The sequence below is a fragment of the Brevibacillus sp. Leaf182 genome, from assembly GCF_001423865.2.
GTDB classification, from domain to species: domain Bacteria; phylum Bacillota; class Bacilli; order Brevibacillales; family Brevibacillaceae; genus Brevibacillus; species Brevibacillus brevis_C.
Window position 1 is genome coordinate 268347 of record NZ_LMPN02000024.1, and the last position, 17082, is coordinate 285428.

General features: G+C 48.3%; 16 protein-coding genes and 1 riboswitch. Of the genes, 4 read left to right on the top strand and 12 right to left on the bottom strand.

Features of this window, described 5'->3' with window-relative positions; genetic code table 11:
* Positions 1-34 precede the first annotated feature (34 nt).
* Complete coding sequence (locus ASG16_RS17550; protein ID WP_056489682.1) at positions 35-1708, top strand: M14 family metallopeptidase; 1674 nt, start codon at positions 35-37, stop codon at positions 1706-1708.
* A gap of 62 nt (positions 1709-1770) precedes the next feature.
* On the opposite strand, the gene ASG16_RS17555 is transcribed toward ASG16_RS17550, so the two are convergent.
* The 4 genes from ASG16_RS17555 to ASG16_RS17570 form a co-directional block, all read right to left on the bottom strand.
* The gene (locus ASG16_RS17555) at positions 1771-2652 is read right to left on the bottom strand and encodes a methyl-accepting chemotaxis protein (protein ID WP_056489684.1); all 882 of its coding nucleotides are present in this window, start codon (positions 2650-2652) and stop codon (positions 1771-1773) included.
* Between the two features lie 30 nt (positions 2653-2682).
* A complete protein-coding gene (yfmT, locus tag ASG16_RS17560; protein WP_056489686.1) occupies positions 2683-4140 on the bottom strand; it encodes a benzaldehyde dehydrogenase in 1458 nt (485 codons plus the stop codon).
* Between the two features lie 85 nt (positions 4141-4225).
* Positions 4226-4311, bottom strand: a riboswitch (cyclic di-GMP riboswitch).
* Positions 4312-4487: 176 nt separating this feature from the next.
* The gene (locus ASG16_RS31250; RefSeq protein WP_056489688.1) at positions 4488-5432 is read right to left on the bottom strand and encodes a methyl-accepting chemotaxis protein; all 945 of its coding nucleotides are present in this window, start codon (positions 5430-5432) and stop codon (positions 4488-4490) included.
* Positions 5433-5456: 24 nt separating this feature from the next.
* Positions 5457-6212, bottom strand: a complete 756-nt coding sequence (locus ASG16_RS17570) for a hypothetical protein (protein WP_048034166.1) — start codon at positions 6210-6212, stop codon at positions 5457-5459.
* An 85-nt stretch (positions 6213-6297) separates the two neighbouring features.
* On the opposite strand from ASG16_RS17570, the gene ASG16_RS17575 reads away from it, so the two are divergent.
* Positions 6298-7710 (top strand): RsmF rRNA methyltransferase first C-terminal domain-containing protein, encoded by a 1413-nt coding sequence (locus tag ASG16_RS17575; RefSeq protein WP_056489690.1) that lies wholly within the window; start codon positions 6298-6300, stop codon positions 7708-7710.
* A gap of 77 nt (positions 7711-7787) precedes the next feature.
* Here the strand turns inward: ASG16_RS17575 and ASG16_RS17580 are convergent, their stop codons facing one another.
* From ASG16_RS17580 to ASG16_RS17605, 6 genes are all read right to left on the bottom strand, one after another.
* Positions 7788-8033 carry a hypothetical protein gene (locus tag ASG16_RS17580; protein WP_048034168.1) on the bottom strand — a complete coding sequence of 82 codons (246 nt, stop codon included), beginning with the start codon at positions 8031-8033 and terminating at the stop codon, positions 7788-7790.
* Positions 8034-8206: 173 nt separating this feature from the next.
* Entirely contained in the window at positions 8207-8665 is a 459-nt protein-coding gene (locus tag ASG16_RS17585) for a LysE family translocator (protein WP_241970780.1), read from the bottom strand.
* A gap of 19 nt (positions 8666-8684) precedes the next feature.
* A complete protein-coding gene (locus ASG16_RS31635) occupies positions 8685-8783 on the bottom strand; it encodes an AsnC family transcriptional regulator (protein WP_370444400.1) in 99 nt (32 codons plus the stop codon).
* A gap of 167 nt (positions 8784-8950) precedes the next feature.
* A complete protein-coding gene (locus tag ASG16_RS17595; protein ID WP_056489692.1) occupies positions 8951-10111 on the bottom strand; it encodes an MFS transporter in 1161 nt (386 codons plus the stop codon).
* Positions 10101-10937, bottom strand: a complete 837-nt coding sequence (locus tag ASG16_RS17600; protein WP_056489864.1) for a MerR family transcriptional regulator — start codon at positions 10935-10937, stop codon at positions 10101-10103. Before ASG16_RS17600 ends, ASG16_RS17595 begins: the two co-directional genes overlap by 11 nt.
* 144 nt (positions 10938-11081) lie before the next feature.
* Entirely contained in the window at positions 11082-12563 is a 1482-nt protein-coding gene (locus ASG16_RS17605) for a DEAD/DEAH box helicase (protein WP_056489694.1), read from the bottom strand.
* A 319-nt stretch (positions 12564-12882) separates the two neighbouring features.
* On the opposite strand from ASG16_RS17605, the gene ASG16_RS17610 reads away from it, so the two are divergent.
* Entirely contained in the window at positions 12883-13416 is a 534-nt protein-coding gene (locus tag ASG16_RS17610; RefSeq protein ID WP_056489696.1) for an RNA polymerase sigma factor, read from the top strand.
* On the top strand, positions 13403-14512 hold the full coding sequence (locus ASG16_RS17615; protein ID WP_056489698.1) for a DUF4179 domain-containing protein: 1110 nt from the start codon (positions 13403-13405) through the stop codon (positions 14510-14512). Before ASG16_RS17610 ends, ASG16_RS17615 begins: the two co-directional genes overlap by 14 nt.
* A gap of 53 nt (positions 14513-14565) precedes the next feature.
* Here ASG16_RS17615 and ASG16_RS17620 read toward each other — a convergent pair whose 3' ends face one another.
* The gene (locus ASG16_RS17620; RefSeq protein WP_056489700.1) at positions 14566-15642 is read right to left on the bottom strand and encodes a M42 family metallopeptidase; all 1077 of its coding nucleotides are present in this window, start codon (positions 15640-15642) and stop codon (positions 14566-14568) included.
* A 102-nt stretch (positions 15643-15744) separates the two neighbouring features.
* The gene (locus ASG16_RS17625; RefSeq protein WP_056489702.1) at positions 15745-17013 is read right to left on the bottom strand and encodes an MFS transporter; all 1269 of its coding nucleotides are present in this window, start codon (positions 17011-17013) and stop codon (positions 15745-15747) included.
* Positions 17014-17082: the final 69 nt, after the last annotated feature.

Consider the following 17082-nt stretch of genomic DNA (forward strand, 5'->3'; position numbering starts at 1 on the left):
TAGGTGTCTAATTCTATTTCGCAGGAGGGAATTTATGGACAAGAAAGTACGCTACGTTGTTTCTACAGCACTCGTAATATCTCTGTTCACCAGCCCCTCAATCATCCATGCCACTCAAGCTGAACCACAACCCCACATTCCTTATTACGGAATAGGGCCAACCTATGTACAGCCTGCACAGATTGAGAGCTTGTTTCCCAAGCCAACTATCCAGTTTGGGACACCCGGCTTCCAAGAAGGAAAAGAAGCTTTTACGTCCCAGGAAGAAATGATGGCTTACATAAGCAAATTGGCAGCAGGCAACAAGGAAATCAAGCTACTATCCATCGGTACCTCATTGGAAGGTCGCGATATCCCCCTGCTGCTATTCAGCAAAGACCACGGCAAGCTCAAACAAAACAAGGAAAAGCCACTCATCTGGCTACAGGCACAAATCCACGGAAATGAACCCGCCTCTGGTGAATCTGCTCTTGTGATTGCCAAATGGCTGGCAGAAGGAAAACTTGGCGCCGACCTCCTGAATCAAGTAAACGTCGCGATTGTTCCTCGTATTAACCCGGATGGCTCCTACCAGTTCAAACGCTACATCGCGACAGAGCTGGATGCTAACCGCGACTACATGAAGGTAGAATATCCAGAGGTGCAAGCAGTGCACCAAGCCCTCAATGCCTATCAACCTGATGTGGTGCTTGACGCCCACGAATACGGTGTCTCTTCCAGCCAGCTTCGCGATGTTGGGGAAAAAGGCGCGATCTCTTCCTACGATGTTCTGATCTCCTCTGCGAAAAACTTAAATATCCCCGCCAACCTGCGCAAAATGTCAGACAACCTGCTCTTGGCTGACGTTCAAAAAGCTCTCGACAAGGAGCAACTTTCTCATCACGCATACTATACGCTGGCAAAAGGCAAGGACGGAAAAGTGACCGCAACAGAAGGCAGCACAGAGACGAGAATCGGACGCAATGCCTTGGGATTGAAAAACACGTTGACGTTTTTGGTGGAAACACGCGGAATCGGCATTGGACGCGCCGATTTTGAGCGCCGTGTATACAGTCAGGCCATGACTCACGCTGCTGTCATCCAATCAACAGCGGCCAACGCCAAAGCAATCAAGTCCGCCGTCACGCAGGCACGGGCAGAAATCACGGAAAAAGGCAAAAAGGCAAACGACAACGACAGACTCGTCATCCTGAGTGAGAATAAGCGAGTACCGGGTCAAACTCTCGATGTGGTCGATCTAGCCACCGCAAAAAAAGTGCCTACCCCCATCGACTGGGTAAGCTCCACGGATGCCTATCCCGTACTCGAACGCGAGCGCCCCACTGCTTATCTCATGCCTCCTGGCTACCATGAAGTCGCAGCCAAGCTGGAACTGCTCGGTGTTTCAGTAAGCAAGCTATCAAAAGAAACGACCATAGTGGTAGAAAGCTACACCATTTTGGAAAACAAGGTGAATACGATTTACGAGAATGGGCATTTCACCAACCAAGTGACTGCAAATGTAACAGAAACAACGAAAACCTTTCCTGCGGGTAGCTACGTGTTCAGCATGGCCCAGCCAAATGCCAACTTCATAGCATTGGCCTTGGAACCGGAATCGGTAGACAGCTACGTCACGTTTAACTTCTTGCCCGTTGAAAAGGGCGATGAAGTCCCGGTGTACCGCTATATGCTGGAGCAATCGCTACCTACCATCCAAATGAACTAAAGGAAAAATTCCCCTCTCTAAAGTTAGACTCCTGAGAGGGGAATTTTGTTACATGTATAGGCTTACTTTATTTCAAACACTTCTTGGGCAAGCCCTGCCAGCTTTTGCGTATTGTCGCTCACTTCGACCATCGTCGCAGAAATTTCCTCCGTAGCGGCTGCCTGACTTTCCATGGTTTGATTAATCAATTCAATCGAATTTTGCAGCAGGGTTATCAAATCCCGGATGGAATCTGTGGTTTGCTTGATTTTGTCCGCGTTCGCCCGTGAATCCGTCGCCATATTGCGAACTTCATTCGCAACGACAGCGAACCCTCGCCCTGCATCTCCTACTCGCGCAGCCTCAATGCTCGCATTCAGTCCCAAAATGTTACTTTGATCAGCGATTTTTTTCACGGCGAGCGTGATTTGCTCGATCTCAGTCGTACTTTGGCTCACATCATTGGCTTGCTCTGAGATTGCCTTCATTTGCTCGTTTAAATTCCCGATCTGCACAGCCATCTCATGTGTGGTGGCACTGACCTGCTCGACGACGCTCGAGAGATTTGCGGCAATTTCATACAGCTCATTGGCTCGCTCCATGCTGGAACCGATGCCGACACCACCGATGACTTTTCCCGTGTGATCATGCAGAGGGATTGCCCGTGCGACGAGAGGGAAACCAAATAATTCCTTGGGGACCATCATCGCCTGCTTGGTGTTTTTTCGAATCGCGTTGGTGATCACATCTCCTTCCTGGAGTGGATCACCCGGCTTGACTTGCAGTGCAAATGTTTGGGCAGGCACATTGCACAATAGCTTTTCCGTGTCATAGACCCCAATGGTAATGTCATCGGAGAGCAAATCATTTAAATAGGGGGCAACCTTGATGAACGCCTCGAGCAGCTCTGCGTTTTTCCCCTCTTCGGAAGCTTCTGTTTCGTTCCATTCTACGTAACCGTTCATGACCCACTTCACCTCTATATTTTGCTGGCATTAATACGGAAATTGGCGTTGCTTGTGCTGAACCGATATCCATTTCAGCGTAGTAAACTCTTCTAAGCTCCATTGACCGTTCAAACGTCCCAACCCAGAGTGCTTTTCACCGCCAAACGCCACGATTGGCTCGTCATTGATCGTTCCATCGTTGATGTGAATCATGCCGGTCTCAATTCGTTTGGCCATCTGGGCACCTCTCTCCAGATCGCGTGTATGAATCGCCCCGGACAATCCAAATGGTGTCTCGTTTGCCATGCGAATCGCTTCTTCCTCCGAAGTAAACGACATAATGCAAACAGCCGGACCAAACAGCTCTTTAGAAGCAATCGACATGTCTGTGGTCACTCCTGTCAAAACGATCGGCTCGACCAGGTTGCCCTTTACTTCCCCTTTCAATGCAGGAACGGCTCCTTCCCGTATCGCCTCATCAATCGTTGCCATCAGGTTGGCGACTTGCCGTTGATTGATGAGTGGACCGATTACCGTGTCAGGATCATTTGGGTCGCCTACCTTGAGTCCAGATACTTTTTCCACATACAGATCGAGGAATTTATCGTATACATCTTGGTGAACCAGAACCCTGTTAGCCGACATGCAAATCTGGCCTTGGTGGGTAAAGCGGCTGAATACCGCTGCATTAACGGCATACTGGAGATCCGCATCCTCCAAAACGATCAGTGCACTATTGCCGCCCAGCTCCAAAATCGCCTTTTTGAAATGCTTCGCTGCCACTTGCGCGATATGGCTTCCTACTTGGCTAGAGCCTGTAAACGAAAGGATGCGCGGAATCGGGTGGGAGACAAAACCATCGCCAATTTCCGCAATATCCGTCACAACAACGTTGATCAAGCCTTTTGGCAGACCTACTTCTTCAAAAATTTTCGCGATGAGCGTCCCACCCGTGATTGGCGTGTGCTCATGCGGTTTAAGGACGACACCGTTGCCCGCACCAAGAGCTGGAGCTACAGACTTCATCGACAGATAGAACGGGAAGTTGAACGGACTGATGACACCGACAACGCCTGCGGGAATCCGATACAAGCGATTTTCTTTTCCGTCTACGGGAGAAGGAAGAATTTTTCCTTCCATGCGCACCGGGAACGTAGCCGCTTCGCGAATAATATCCTTCACAAGCCCGATCTCAAAAAACGCCTTTAATCGGGTTCCACCCAATTCACGTATGATGATCTGAATGATTTCTTCTTCATTCTCTTCGATATAGTGAACAGCTCGCTCCAACATTCGGGATTTGGTATAGGCATTCACTTCATCCCACTCTTTTTTCGCGTTGGCTGCCGCCTTGTAAGCCGCGTCGATATCCTCCAGATTTGCCATTTTGAATTCTGCGATGACTTCCCCGTTGTAAGGGTTGATATCTTGCAATGTCTTCGCGCCCAGTCCGTCGCGCCACTCCCCATTAATGTACTGCTTGTCCAGTGTTTGAAGGATTGACATGCTTTAACCTCTCCCTTTTGTAAAGGTAATAGGCCCCTTTCGCATGAAAGGAGCCGTAAAACTAAAACAGCAAAATACACTGCTAGTCGGCAACCCGGCTGCCATCGTAACGTGTACATTAGGCCCGTGGCTTTGCGTCCCCAATTTTCAATGGGTTTGCCCATTCATAGCGAATGCTGGTAGGATTTTGTCGAAAAAAGGAAAGATATGGAGAATCCTACTTTGATTATAGTACTCCATTTCGAATAGTCAAACGAAAACATGTAAATAATTAGTGAAAGAAAGGGAACAAATACCAAAAAGTCCGCATCGCTTGGATACGGACTCCTGATTCTTTTTCCTTATGATCACAATAACTTTTTGACATCCTTTACGCTCGTCGCGAGTATTTGCTCTACCGCGTTGGCGTCCCTCACGTGTTTGGTCAAGCCTTCATTCAGCTCGTCCAGCAAGCCCTTTGCATCCCTTACCTGCTGGGACACATCGTCAGCAAATCGCTTTTGGTGCGCGATGATTTCCATCACACCTGACACTTCGACGTTCAGGGCCTGGAAAGCATTCACGATCTGATCCGTCTTCTCCGCAGCATCCTTGCTGATAGAAAGTCCGTCTTTGATCGCACTGCTGCTTTTTTCACTGTTGGACAACGCTTCTTTTGTTTCTTCCTGAATCTTGCCGATCAATTCTGCAATCGTCTTGGTCGAATTCGCTGTCATCTCGGCCAGTTTCCGTACCTCATCCGCTACAACAGCAAAGCCTCGGCCTTGTTCACCCGCACGTGCCGCTTCTATCGCTGCATTCAGGGCGAGAAGGTTGGTCTGATTGGCAATGTCGCTGATCACCTTGACGATACTCGTAATTTCCGAAGAGCGCTCTTCCAAGCGGCTCATGGATTTGGACGTATGGACCGATTCTTTGTCGAGCAGGCTCATGACTTCCACAACGTCCGTCATAGCCTTTTTGCCTTCATCTGCACGCGCTACCGATTGTTTGCAGATGTCTGTCAGGCGCTCTCCTCGATCCGACAGTTGGCTCGCAGATTCATCATCCCGCTCGTTAATGACCTGGATATTATCTACGACACGCTTCATTCTCGTCACCAAGCGCACCATTTGCTCGGATTCGGCGTTCATCGCTTGGTTCGAAGTGAAGATCGCACCCAAGTGTTCGTAAATACCGCGAAGCTCATGTTTCCAAGCGTCTTGCTGTCCTGCCATTGTGGTCGTGGGAGTTGCCACTGTCGTCGCTGCTGTCTCTTTTTCTGCCAGGCCTTTGTCTTTTTTCCAAAACATCCGCTTCCCTCTCCTTTGTACCCATCAATTGTCACCTCGGCGGCTATATACGCGGGACTCGATTATTCCCGGATGTTGTTTCGCCAAGCTCAGCAAGTTTTCCAAGAAATAATAGTGACCCTCCAAGAGCTCCACGTCTTTACGCTCAAATTGCTTCGCCTGCAAATACTGCTGCATTTCCAAAGCATAGCGCTCCAGTTTATCGTGAAAATCGTTGGCACGAAGCATTTGCTCCACTTCTGGATATTCTGTTTTCAGGCGATTCAGCTCGCTGTATACACGCCCACCCTCCAGAATCATCTGGTAGGCCGTACGCTCGAGCGTAGCTGTCGTAGCTGCCTCCTGCTCCTCACGCTCCTCGCGCAAAGCGGCCAAGTACGTGATAAAATGGTAGACAGTTAAAAACAATGGTCCTAAAAACAGAATGATCCCTGCTTTGTACACATGCTGATTGGACAAATTGCTGATGAGCAGGAACAAGTGAAACAAGATCGCACCCAACCATACATAGATGATGATTTGGTGATTGATCTTCCCTGCCTTTTGGTGGCGTGAAAAGGCAAAGGTAAGTCCGAGCAGATAAAAGGCAAGCAACGTAAAGCTGGCAGAAAACAAAGCCATCTCCATATCGATCAGCCAATCTGCGTCGGCGGGTATTTCGATAAAGAATTCAAAAGCGAGCACCAGCAGTGAGAACAGCAACCCCATGATCCAAAACCGGCTTACTTCCGAGTCATTCCTCCGCCGGGAGCGGTAGCGTTTTGCACGGGATCCTTCCATAATGCTCTCACCTCATTCTCTATGATTCGCCATGATTCTATCTTTTCCTTTCACATGGGGCCAAAATCTGACATCGGAGGCTGTTATGACAAAAAATTTACCAACAACATTTACCGAGCGCATGCAAACCATGCTTGGACACGATTATGAGGCATTCGTTTCCTCGTATGATCAGCCTGTGACACACGGCTTGCGGGTCAATCCGTTGAAGGTCGGTCGTGATGATTTTTTGAAAATCTCGCCGTTTTCTCTGGAAGCAGTCCCTTGGTGCGAAAACGGTTTTCGCTACAAAGAACCAGATCGTCCCGGCAAGCATCCTTTTCACTCCGCTGGCATGTACTATTTGCAGGAGCCAAGCGCGATGTCCGCTGCCGAAGCACTCGGCGCACAACCTGGTGAGCGAATCCTCGACCTGTGTGCAGCGCCAGGGGGGAAATCGACGCAGCTTGCAGCGTTTTTGCGTGGACAAGGAATGCTCGTAGCAAACGAAATCCATCCTGTTCGGGCAAAAGCCTTGTCAGAAAATCTGGAGCGCTGCGGCGTGACCAATGCCGTCGTGACCAATGAAACGCCTGAACGCTTACAGGAGCGATTCCCCCAGTTTTTTGACCGAATTCTAGTAGACGCTCCATGCTCTGGCGAAGGAATGTTCCGCAAGCTACCCGAAGCAATCGAAGACTGGAGCCCTGCAAAAGTAACCGAATGCCATGTCATGCAAGGCGATATTCTCGAGGCGGCCGCTGCTATGCTGAAGCCAGGCGGGACGTTGGTCTACTCCACCTGCACATTTGCTCCATTAGAAAATGAGCAGTCACTGGTTAACTTCCTGGGAAGTCACCCGGAATTTGAAATCGTTCCGCTGCCACATGCAGATTGCTTTTCTGCTGGTCAACCCGAGTGGGCGTCGCCGCAAAACGAGCAGCTCACCCAGACAGCCAGATTGTGGCCGCATCGTCTCCAGGGAGAGGGGCATTACCTCGCCAAGCTGCAAAAGAGTGAGACCGCTGAAGTTCATGAACCTTCCGGAAAGCGTAAAGAAAAGCGTGCGGCAAAATCGGCTCCGGCAGGTCGAAAAGAAGCCCTGGCAGCCTGGCGTACGTTCGCGGACGAAGCGCTCCCGGCGCTCTCCCAACCATTCGATGATGAATCAGCTTTTCTTTTGTTCGGCGAGCAGCTCTACTACTCACCTGCTCCCGAGCTCGACTGGGACAAGCTCAAGGTCGCTCGCGTCGGTCTGCACCTAGGAACCGTAAAAAAGAACAGATTTGAACCTGCTCACGCCTTGGCACTCGCCCTCTCTCCTGCGGAGGCAGCCCGTGTCGCTTCCTATGGCGCAGACGATCCTGAAATGTTGCGATACTTAAAAGGAGAAGCGCTCACGCGTGACGGTGATAGCGGCTGGACGCTGGTTACTGTAGATGGATTCTCCATCGGTTGGGGCAAGCAATCTGAGGGGCAACTCAAAAATCATTATCCTAAGGGTCTACGCTGGTTGTAGTTTTGCATCAAAAATAAAAAAAGCTCACAAGGCTACACGAGATGCATCGTGACTGCTTGTGGGCTTTTCTCTTTTTCTTATGATCTCCCTCTGCGGGACGGATTGTCTACAACGGTCAAAGAGCCATTTCTAATATAACGCAATATTTTTGAAACAGATATCCCTGTTGCGTTGGCAATTTGCATCGCATTCGAATTCGGATACGTTCTCACGTAATTGCGAATCATCTGGTAGTCTTGTATTTCGTTTTCTCCGCAAACCTGGCAACTGTACTCTCCCCGGCCCATCGGACTGCCGCATTTCAAGCACGTATCCGTCGTCATCACTGGTTCTCCTCACACCCTGTACTATGGTACTTTTACAAGAAAGGGTTCTATCTTCCTATCTATTACCCAAATCACATGGGAGGAAAACACTATTTCTATCGCAATTCCTGTGTTCTATTAAAATTCGATGCCGTCAATCCGAACTCCTTCAAAAAAGCCAGTATAGAGCCTCAAACCGCTTTTTGCAGAAGGACAATCGCAAACCCAATTAGAAAGACTCCACTGAGCCCATGAAACACGTTGAGCCAAACCGGGCGAAAAAATCGAGCCAAATACGCGGCCAACAAAGCTACCAGCCCCAGGAACAATAAAGTCGATAGCAGACAGCCTGTCGCAAACAAGAACAACTCTTTTGAATGAACAAAAGTGCCAGATGCCAATAGTGAGCCAAATACTCCCGCCCAAAACAGAACGGTCAAAGGATTCGCGAGTGTCAGAAGTACGCCGTACCAAAAGCTGCTTCGACCCGATGGAGCATGCTGGACTGGTGCTTGTTCATGTACTCCTCTTCCTTTCATGGCACGCAAGGTTTGAATCCCGAACCAGGTCAAAATCAGGGCTCCCATAATCAAAACCAACTGTTTGACCCAATGGATTTGTAACAGCAGAGACAGTCCCCCGATCGCCACGAGGCTCACATCTCCTCTTTCATGGAATGTCTGAGCTGGTGATTCGGGCATTTTCCCGCAATAAGTGGAGGATTTGTTCGTCAATCCGATCCATAGTGGTGCTCCTCCTTTTCATCATGATTATATCAATTTCTTTAGAACAAAAAGGAGTTTGGCACCAACACCGTATTTTTTAAAGAATTGACGCAGTTTATCTTTTATTTTTTCTGTCACACGATTGATCCTGGGGCGTTTTCCTAAAATCATGCTGCCGCGAGAGACGAGAAGACATCATACGCCATCTTCCTACGCTGATAGCTGCTCCTTCTTTAAAGTAAACAAACGGATCGCGAGCAACAACGACAGCAACGCAATAACAAATCCGTACCAGCCTAGATGCTCCACAGAGGAGTGGCTGATCACCAGTCCCCCAACCCATGATCCCAAAGCGAAGCCAAATTGAATAAAGGATGTATTGATGCTAAGCGCGATATCCGGCGAACGGGGCACCTGCGTAACCAGATAGAGCTGTTGGGCCGGAGATGTTGCCCATGTGGCGAGCATCCATAGCATGATGATCACGATATGAGCAGTTATCACTCCATCCATGACCGAAAGCAAAAGCAGCATACTTGCCTGAAAGGAGAGTCCTAAATTAATCGTAAATTTCGGCCCCTTGCGATCTGCGATAACTCCCCCCATTTTTGACCCCATAAAACTGCAAATGCCTGCGAGAAACAGAATCCCAGAAATCTCGGATGCCGAGAGTTCTGCCTTGGTTAGCAGGAAAGGCGCAATATAGGTAAACAATGTGGAATAAGCACCGATGTACAACAGCGTGATAACAACTGCTGCCAGAATCCTTTTATTTTTTAGAACAGCCAGTTGTGCTCGCGGTGTTACAGCCTCCTGCGCTTTTATAAGCGGGACTTTTTTATAAATGACAAGCAGCGGAACCAAGCTCAGTAGTCCAATAAAAATAAACAGCAGCCTCCAGCCAATCACTTCACTTAAAAAAGTGCCAACCGGGAGGCCAAGTACAAGCGAGCTGCTCAATCCCATCAAAATGATGCCGATTGCTCTTCCACGATTGCCTTCTTCAACTAGCCGTGTAGATACCGCCATCGCAACAACTGTAGCAACGCCTCCACTGAGTCCTTGGATCACGCGTGTAACCAGCATCATCTCAAATGAAGGACTCACATAGACCAACCAGTTGCTCAAAATAAAAATACCAAGCATCATGAGTAATAATTTTTTTCGGTCAAGATGGATCGTGACAGCGATGACAATGGGAGCCCCTACTGCCGCAGAAAGGGCAAATGCAGTAACAAGCAATCCGGCAGACGACGTCGTGACCCCCAGATCAGCGGCCACCATTTGAATGATGCCGCTTATCAGATACTCCACCGTCCCAATGAGGAAAACTGCCAAAGCGAGAATATAGACAACCCATTTATTTCCCATGCTCACTTTGCCCCCTTGGTTCAATTGGAATCTGGATTTCTATGAGCTCAACTCCAGGTTCTTCTGATAAGGGAACGTAGATTTCTCTGCCGGGCTGCTCGCTTCGAATACAGTAACCATGCTGTTCAATCCACGTAGCCAGATCCAGGCAAGCTGATTCTTTAAAGATCGAATCCGAACGGAATAGTAGCGTAGCCATTGTCTCGGCAGGCAAGACGCTTCGTTCCATTTGCTCGGGCAGTTTGACAGATTCTGTTTTAATGGCATAACCCACCCCAAATTCGAAAAGCTGGTCCTTCGTTCCGGTTTCCTTCCATAGCACTGTTTGGGGACCAGTCAAGGATGATTTCAGGCTGGCATCAAGCAAACTGTCGAATATTTGAAACAGCCAAGGAATATCTTCAGCAGCACCCAATGCTGAATAGGAAATCAAGTGCATGCCATCTACCTGCTTCAGAACGACCTCATGCTCCTTTTCGATCCTTCCCTCCCGTTCAACAAGCTGCACCCGTTCTTTAATACGGGCAAGCTTCGACATTTCCGTCTCCAACAGAGATTGGATTTCATTTTCTTTGAGCCTCAGCATGCCCCGAATTTGTTCGGCTGGTATATTCTCATGAAGCAATTGCGCAATCTGCTGCAATGAGAACCCCAATTCTTTGAAGATGACAATTCGATTGATCTGCAAAAGCTGTTCGGCACAGTAATATCGGTACCCGGTCGCATCATCGATTTTTGCTGGTTTTAGAATCCCAATCTGATCATAATAGCGCAACGTTTGCAACGGAATTCGACTCAGTCGGGAAAACTCGCTGATTTTGAACAATTCCACACCTTCTCTCTCATTACTTCGATCTGAGTATAAACCTTCTAGTCGAGTATAAAGTCAATAACTTCCTTTCATAAAACAAAGGCGTTTCTACAAAAAAATGCCCAGATCCTTTTCGAATCTGGGCAGCCTCTTTATTTCTTATCTTCCTTTTGATTTCCCGGCAGATTGACTAAACGGCCTTCCACCCTTCGCAGAGCGAGCGGCTCCACCTTTTCCTGCTTTTTTCGTATCGGCAGGCTTCGCAGATTTACCCGCTTTGCGTGCTGCAATCGCTTCAGCCTTCTTGCGGTTTTTCTCGTACTGCGTTTGCAGTTCTCCCAGCTCACGCGCCATTTTCTTTTTGTAGCCTGGCTTTACCTTCGTCTTTTTCTTCAAGGCTTCACGTACAGGAGAGAACTCTTTGTCTTTTTCCTTCTGCTGCTCCTTCACCTGTTGCGCTCGCAGCTCAACGAAATGAGCTTCCCGTTCTTCTGCGCGCTGACGGCGTCCGGCATCCAGATGGCGTCCTGCCTGCAAAATTCTTTCTTCGATCGAAGCCTTCGTCGCTTTGGCAAAACGAGCCATCAAGTTTTTCTGACGAGGAGAAATGAGGGAGATCGCTTTTCCTTTTTGTCCCGCACGACCAGTACGACCGACGCGGTGAATGTAGCTGTCCACGTCATTCGGCAAATCGTAGTTGATGACATGTGTTACACCTTCTACATCGAGTCCACGCGCAGCGATATCTGTTGCGATCAAGTATTGGAAACGTATCTCACGGAATTGCTTCATCAATTGTTCCCGCTTGTTTTGAGATAAATCACCGTACAAGGCTTTCGCCGAGAGGCCATTTTCTTGCAAGCGAGCCGTAAGCTGTTGCACACGTACTTGGGTATTGGCAAACACAATAGTCAAGAACGGCTGCTCTTGCTCCAGCACATCGACGAGAGCGTCCGTCTTATCGCTCTGGTTGACTACATAGTAAAATTGCTCAATGCGCTCAACTGTTTTTTGCTTGCCCTCGATTTTGATATGCGGTGGCTGCTTCATGAAGCGGTGCGCCAGTCTTTTTACCAGATCAGGCATCGTAGCCGAGAACAACAGCACCTGACGTTGAGAAGGCGTGTGGACGATGACTTGCTCCACATCCTCCAAGAAGCCCATTTCCATCATTTTATCGGCTTCATCCAGCACGAGTGTAGAGATTCGTCCGAAGTGAAGCGATCCGCGCTTCATATGATCCAGTACACGTCCTGGTGTACCTACAACAACATGAACCGTTTCTTTCAGCTTGCTCAGTTGTTTGTCAATATCCGTTCCACCGTGCAGAGAGAGTACATTCACATTCAGGTGTTTGCCCAGCTTTTCTACTTCTTTTGCAATCTGAATGGAAAGCTCACGCGTCGGAGTGAGGATGAGCGCTTGAATGTCGCGTTTTCCCTCTTCCAATGCGTTGAGGATCGGCAGCATGAATGCAGCTGTTTTACCCGTACCTGTCTGAGCTTGTCCGATTAGATCCTTGCCTTCCATAATGAGAGGAATGGCTTCCTCTTGAATTTGTGTTGGTTCTTTATAATACAGGTCTTGAATCCCTTGCATCAGCTCCGGACGAAAACCAAAAGACGCAAACGATTTTGCCATAACTTCCACTTCCTTTCACAAACGATCCGATTCGCCACACCATGACTGCATGGACAGTGGATGCGATAAATCCGGCTCTCATCAATCAACATTCATCCTAGGCAGGTTGTTGCCCTTGCGAAATCCTATCCTACCTATACTAAAGGAGTCCTTTCGAAAAAACAACTAAACCGTTCAACTCCCGGGTATTTTTCTTCGAGACTTGCGACAACAAAGCAAGCCTAACTGAAATTTTTGCTGACATCATGTGACCATGTAGCGATTTCGCTGATCTAATTACTGTCAATGTGAACAACCAACACAGAAAGGAGTGAAAAAGGTGGATCTAAGAGAACAGGTTCTCCTGGCAAAGCAAGGAGATCGTGAAGCTTTTATCGCTGTTGTCAAACACGTTGAGAGCTCCTTGTACCATACGGCTAAATCCATCCTGAAAAAAGAGGAAGATATTGCGGATGCTCTCCAGGAAACCATTTTGAAGGCTTATAAATCTCTGCATTCACTTCGTGAGCCCCATTTTTTCAAAACATGGATGTTCCGAATTTTGATCAATGAATGCAATAAGATACTAGCAAATCGCTCCCGTAACGTTCTACTGGATGAATTCCCTATCCAACTATCACTCTCACATAAAGACGAACTTATTGACCTGCGGGACGCCGTTGAAAGATTGGATGAGCAGCAGCGCCTTGTTATTGTGCTTCACTATTTTGAAGACCTGCCTTTACGACAAGTAGCAGAGATACTGGAAATTTCGGAGAGTGCCGCAAAAATGCGGCTTAGTCGAGCACGGAACAACTTGATGGAAAAATTAAACACCTTTCGGGAAGGGAAGATACATTATGGATCAATCTAAATTTGATTTCGAACTAAAAGAGTACAAACGTACAAAGGATGCGACGATGTCACCATTGGTACGGGCTCGACTGGATGAAACATACGCCTCTCTCCTAGAAATGTCTCGTGAACGAAAAGTCCAGCGATTACGCAAAGCACCCTATGTTGCGGCCGCCGCAGTCATTCTAGGTGCAACTGTATTCACCTCCGGATTTATCTCGCCGGTCATGGCGCAATCCATTAAGGAGATCCCATTCGTCGGCAGTCTCTTTAGCTTCATCGAAGCGGACCTCGGCTTACGTGCCGCAGGCGAACAAGGTCTTTCTTCCAAGGTAAACAGGAGTATTTCTCACCAGGACATGAAGCTCGAGGTAACGGAGACGGTCTTCGACGGAACACGTGCTGTCTATCTGCTCAGCGTAACGGCTCCAAACCTGAAGGACGGTATGTTTGATACGGGAAAAGAGGTTGTCAAACTCAGTGACGCTATCGAAAATGTCACTTTTACCATCAATGGAAAAGGTCAAGATGACCCAAGTAGTTTGGTAACTGGCGGTAGTTTTTTCTACACAGCGGGCGAATCACACCCAAACTATCTTATCTTCGAAGAAATTTTGAAGACACCTGACCACAATTCAACGAGCATGATTCCAGAATCTTTCCAAGCGGAAGTGGTTGTTAAGCTTGCTGGAATTGATCAAGCCTTCAAGCTGGACATTCCCTTCCAAAAAGCGACGAACGACACCCTCCGGCTTAAACCGAATGCTATTCAATCAAACGATGGGATTTCTTTCGAAGTATCCGAGGTCAATGTGACACCAGTGACGACGCGCTTGTTGTATTCGTTCAAACTGGATGGCAAGACATCAGATCAGTTCATCAGAGCTGCCCTGTTTGACGACCAAGGTCGTCAACTGACATCCCTCCACGGAGAAGGAGAGGTTAAGGATAACACGCTCACATTTGACGCCCGCTATGCTACTGCACAAGGACAGCCGAAGTATTTCATCATCAAGCCTTTCGTCGTAAAAGATCATTCTGCGGAAACAGTCACAGACGATCAGTTTATTAAGGGTCTGGAAATAAAGGTAGACCTCCCCGAGCAGAACAAGTAACAAAACGAATAACCCTCTCCATCGCAATCATACATGCATGGAGAGGGTTTCGCTCATCTATCGAGCAGTTGTTGAACCGTTTCCTTATCGAGCTTCTTGATGACAGATGTAAGCAACTGGGCAGCCTGCTCGAAATCACGTTTTGACATAATCGCATTATGGCTGTGAATATATCGTGTCGCAAAGCCGACAACAATCGACGGGCAGCCAATGCCGCTTATATGGAATTTCGCTGCATCTGTTCCGCCTCCTGCGAGGGCATCCACCTGTACATTGATACCGAGCTTCTCTGCTGTGTCGAATACGAGATCGCGCAATCCGGTATGAGGAATCATCGTGGCATCAAATAACATGACGAGCGGACCGTCCCCCACATTGCAGGTCATCGGATACGATTCATTTCCAGGCGTGTCATATGCGAGTCCAACATCGACAGCAAAAGCAATATCCGGTTCTACCAGCCTCGCTACTGTGCCAGCACCCCGGGTCCCAACTTCTTCCTGCACGGTTGCACCGGCGTATACCACATTAGGATGCTCTTCCGTCTGCAATTGTTTCAGCACCTCGATTGCCAGCGCACACCCCGCCCGATTATCAAGCGCCTTTGCGACCCACAGCTCTCCGTCGCGCATCGTCGTAAAATCACTGTCAGGGACAATCCAATCACCAGGGCGAACACCCATTTCCTTCGCATCTGCTTCATCTTTCGCCCCGATGTCAATGTACAGCTCCTTGAGCTTCATGACTTTTTCCCGCTCTTCTTTTTCCAGCGCATGCGGTGCCTTCGAACCAATGAGCCCGAGATACTCACCTTTGCGTGTCTTGACCTTCACACGATGTGAGAGCATATTGTGCGTCCACCATCCGCCAAGCTGGATAAAACGCAAGTACCCTTTTGGCGTGATATTCGTCACCATGAAGCCTACTTCATCCAAATGTCCCGCGAGCAAAATTTTTGGTCCGTTTACTGAACCCGTCTTCTTCCCGAGAACCCCACCCAGCCGATCCTTTACCAACTCGTCGCTGAGAGGCTGTAAGTACTCCTCCATCTTCACCCTGACTTCGTGCTCGTGCCCAGGTACTCCGTCCGTTTCCGTCAAATCCTTGACCATTTTCGTGAGATCGTCCATCCTTTATCTCCTTTGCGATACTGACGTATTCCCGTTTTGTTTGCCTACCTCTATTTGTTATTGTTTCCCCAACAAATATCCTGAATGCGCTCGAGTACTTCTTCATGCTGTCGCATTTGATTGGGTGGCCTTCGTAATCCGATGAAAGAGCACAAGACAAATCAGTCCCATCCCTGCAAACATTCCGGTGATCGCAACGTTGGGAACCCACGCACTGACAAGAATAAACACACCTGCACTGCTCACCCCCACAATACTAAACAGAGAATGTACAGCCATATACGTACTCCGCGCATGATCTGGCACCATATTGGCGAGTAACGCTTGTTTTACCGGGATGTGCATCACTTCACCCAGAGTCGCGAAGAACATGGCAATGAGCAGGACAGCAGGAGAACTGCTGAAGCTAATCCACGCATACCCGCAAAAATACAGGACAAGACCTGACAGGAGCACCGCCCTATCTCTCAAGCTCTTCACCACGTAGGAGATCAGAACCGTCAAGCAAACAACCAGCAACGTGTTTTCTGTTTTTAATAGACCTAACAAATTCATCCCATCCACCTGGATGCCAAAAAACGGAAATAACTGCTCAGGCTCTGGGATTTCTTTCACTAAACGAAGGCCGATGACATTGGTCAATTGCTCCTCTACAGCAATAATGAGCAAATTCGCTATGGTAAACAGCAGAAAAATCCGGTGCTTGAGCACTGATTGATAAGCTCCCAGGACATCTGCCATAAAACTCGAATCTTTTTGTCTTTGCTTGCCAGACGCCGAGCATGCACGTTTTTCTGGCACATACGTTTCCTTGATAAACAGGATCGTCATGGCGAGCGAAATCGCGATGCTTACAGCCACACCGAGAAATAGCGCAAAATAATGCTCATCGAACAAAAAAGCACCCACCAATCCGCCTATCGCTACCGCCAGATTATTCAACCAATAGGAAGCCGTAAAAATCGCTCTCCGATTCTCGGGCTGACTCACATCAATGACGAGTGCTTGGTAAGCAGGCCCCGACGCCCCCAAACAAAAGTTATGAAACAGAAACAAAATAAATGTCACATAGGGCAACTGGAGCCAAGGCGAGTTAACGAAGGCCACACCAAGAAAGCTGAGGAAAATGACCGCCTCACATGCAACGATCACTTTTTTTCGCCCGATCCTGTCCGCAACATATCCCCCTGCAAAAGAGCCTGCGACACTCGCTGCCATCACACCTAAAAACATAAAACCCGTTACAACCGTCCCCAATTGCTTGGAGAAAAAAACAATCAAGTACGGTGTCACAGTCATGCTCGCCATCGTCGTCAAAAATTGTAACATCAGTCTAATCTGGATGTTGCTGTCGAACTTCCAAAAACTCATCGTGACCACTCCTCTCTCCTTTAACGATTGATTAATCAATCATTTGTAATTCAAAAAAAGACCGATGGA